Annotated in this window: 2 protein-coding genes and 1 pseudogene; 1 reads left to right on the forward strand and 2 read right to left on the reverse strand. The window is 67.6% G+C overall.

The features are described from left to right. Positions 1-1,222 (reverse strand): RNA-guided endonuclease InsQ/TnpB family protein (locus tag ACIRU3_RS47615; RefSeq protein ID WP_404070716.1); only part of this gene is annotated, 1,222 nt, incomplete at its 3' end. Positions 1,223-1,274: 52 nt separating this feature from the next. Between ACIRU3_RS47615 and ACIRU3_RS47620 the strand changes: the two are divergent. After that, positions 1,275-1,500 (forward strand): annotated as a pseudogene (locus ACIRU3_RS47620) (transposase); the annotation flags it as partial. On the opposite strand, the gene ACIRU3_RS47625 reads toward ACIRU3_RS47620, so the two are convergent. Then, entirely contained in the window at positions 1,461-2,024 is a 564-nt protein-coding gene (locus tag ACIRU3_RS47625; protein ID WP_404070720.1) for a serine hydrolase domain-containing protein, read from the reverse strand. The pseudogene ACIRU3_RS47620 and the gene ACIRU3_RS47625 overlap by 40 nt on opposite strands. Positions 2,025-2,236 lie beyond the last annotated feature (212 nt).

Raw genomic sequence — 2,236 nt, forward strand, 5'->3', positions numbered from 1 at the left:
AGGCTGCCCTCAGCTCCAACTGCCCTGCTGCGACAGGGCAGTGGCGGTGGTCTTTCACCACCGCTCGAACAACGTGCGCTTCACGGCGCACTACCCGCGCTCCGCAGGCTGTCACGGCCAGTCGGGCCGCCTTGGCGACGTTGACCGCCGCGTTGATGTCTCGGTCAAGGACGGTCCCGCACGCTCCGCATGTCCACTCTCGGACGTGCAGGGGCTTGGGGCCGTCCTTGACGCCGCAGGCCGAGCAGACCTGAGATGTCGGCTCGAACCGGCCGATACGTACGAAGGTGCGCCCGTACCGGCTGGCCTTGTATTCGAGCATGGTCACGAACTGGGACCATCCAGCATCGTGCACGGACTTGGCCAGGCGTGTGCGGGCGAGTGCTTTGACCGCCAGGTCTTCCACCGCGATGGCTTGGTTTTCGCGGATCAGCTTGGTGGAGAGCCGGTGGTGGAACTCGCGGCGCGCATCGGCGACCCGTGCGTGAGCACGGGCGACCGTGAGCCGGGCCTTGTTCCTGTTGTTCGATCCCTTTGCCTTGCGGCTGAGGTTCTGCTGTGCGCGCCCCAGGCGCTTGTCAGCGCGGCGCAGGAAGCGCGGGCTGTCGATCTTCCGGCCGTCCGAGAGGACGGCGAAGTGCCCCAGGCCGAGGTCTATGGCGACCTGGGGCGTGAGGGGCGTCAGGACTTCTTCCGGACCGGTCTGAACGACGAACGACGCGAAGTAGCGCCCGGCACTGTCCTTGATCACGGTCACCGTGGAGGGGGTGGACGGCAGGGTGCGTGACCACTTCACGCTCACGTTGCCCACTTTGGGCAGCCGCAGCTTCCCGCCGGGTGTGATCTTCCATCCGGCGTTCGCGGTGAACCGGATCGCCTGCCGGGTGTCCCGCTTCGACTTGAAGCGCGGCGGCCCCGTCTTCGGGCGCTTGCCCTTGAGGCCGTCGAAGAAATTCCGGTACGCGGTGTCCAGATCGCGAAGGGACTGCTGGAGGATCACCGAGGAAACCTCGCCCAGCCATGCCCGCTCCGTGGTCTTCTTCGACGCCGTGAGCCGCTTGGAAAGATCGGCGGAGGTGACGAACGGCAGCCCGGCGGCGCGGGCGTCCTCACGGACGCGCAACGCGTCGTTGAAGACCACCCGAGCGCACCCGAACGCCCTGGCCAGCGCCGAGAGCTGAGGACCGTTCGGGTACAGACGGAACCCGTACCTGAGCCGCATAACGATCACCATACATATGTGGTTCATGTCACCACGCCGGAACCCGAACCCCGAGGTCTGCACGGACTTCGAGGCCGAACTGAAGCAGTTCACCGGCGAGGAGCATCACCTGCACCTGCTGGTGCACCACCCGCCCAAGGTCCAGCCCTCCAAGCTGGTCAACTCCCTCAAAGGCGTCTCCGCCCGGCCGGTACCTGTGGGGCGGACCCTTCTGGCCCGGCTCCTACTTCGCCGGAAGCTACGACGGGGCACCGTCGGCCGCGGGTGTGCCGTCGTAGCGGTTCTCGTCGAAGTGGTTGATCAGCCGGTCCCGGATCTCCGGGTCGTCGACGTAGTCGTACAGGCCGCTGGTCTGGCGGAGCAGGTCGCGGACGGTGATGCGGCTGCCGTCGTTGCCGTTGCCCGCGACGACCCCCGGCAGCCAGTGCTCGACGGTGTCATCCAGCGACAGCCGCTTCTCCGCCGCGAGTTGCAGGACCATGGTCGCCGTGAACGCCTTCGTCGTGCTCGCGGCGCGGAAGTGCGCATTCCACGGGATCGGGTCCGCGGAGTCGGCCGTCCGGGTGCCGATGCGTGCCATGAGCGGCGCGCCGTAGGGCCCGTCGACCCTGGCCAGCACGTTCACCTCGCCGCCCCCGGCCTCCCGCACCCCGGCCAGGTCCTTCCGCAGCACGTCCACGCTGTAGGAATGCCTCGGTGCCGAGTGCCCGGCGGCGGCTGTCGCAGCCGTGGGTATGGCCGGCGCGAGCAGCGCTGCGGTCAGTACGACGGCCCTGGTCTTCTTCGACGACGGTATCTGCATGATCGAATCCCCCGGTGCTGTAGGTCCTGGTCGGCGACGATCACCAGCCAACCGGATCCGGGAGCGCGAGACGATGGCGCTGTCCTCCGCGTGAGGGGTGTACCTAGGAGCGTGTCTCAGTACTGACTTCGGCTCGTCAGGGTGGCGCTGGCTCGTCGAGGGTCAAGCGAGTGCCGGCTATGAAGCCGTCGAGGGTGTCGGGCCGGTACTGA

The organism is Streptomyces sp. NPDC101151, from assembly GCF_044768335.1.
Taxonomy (GTDB): Bacteria; Actinomycetota; Actinomycetes; order Streptomycetales; family Streptomycetaceae; genus Streptomyces.

Bases quoted from the DNA above. Each gene is read 5' to 3' on its own strand.
- ACIRU3_RS47625 (WP_404070720.1), bottom strand. From the start codon at position 2,024: ATGCAGATACCGTCGTCGAAGAAGACCAGGGCCGTCGTACTGACCGCA.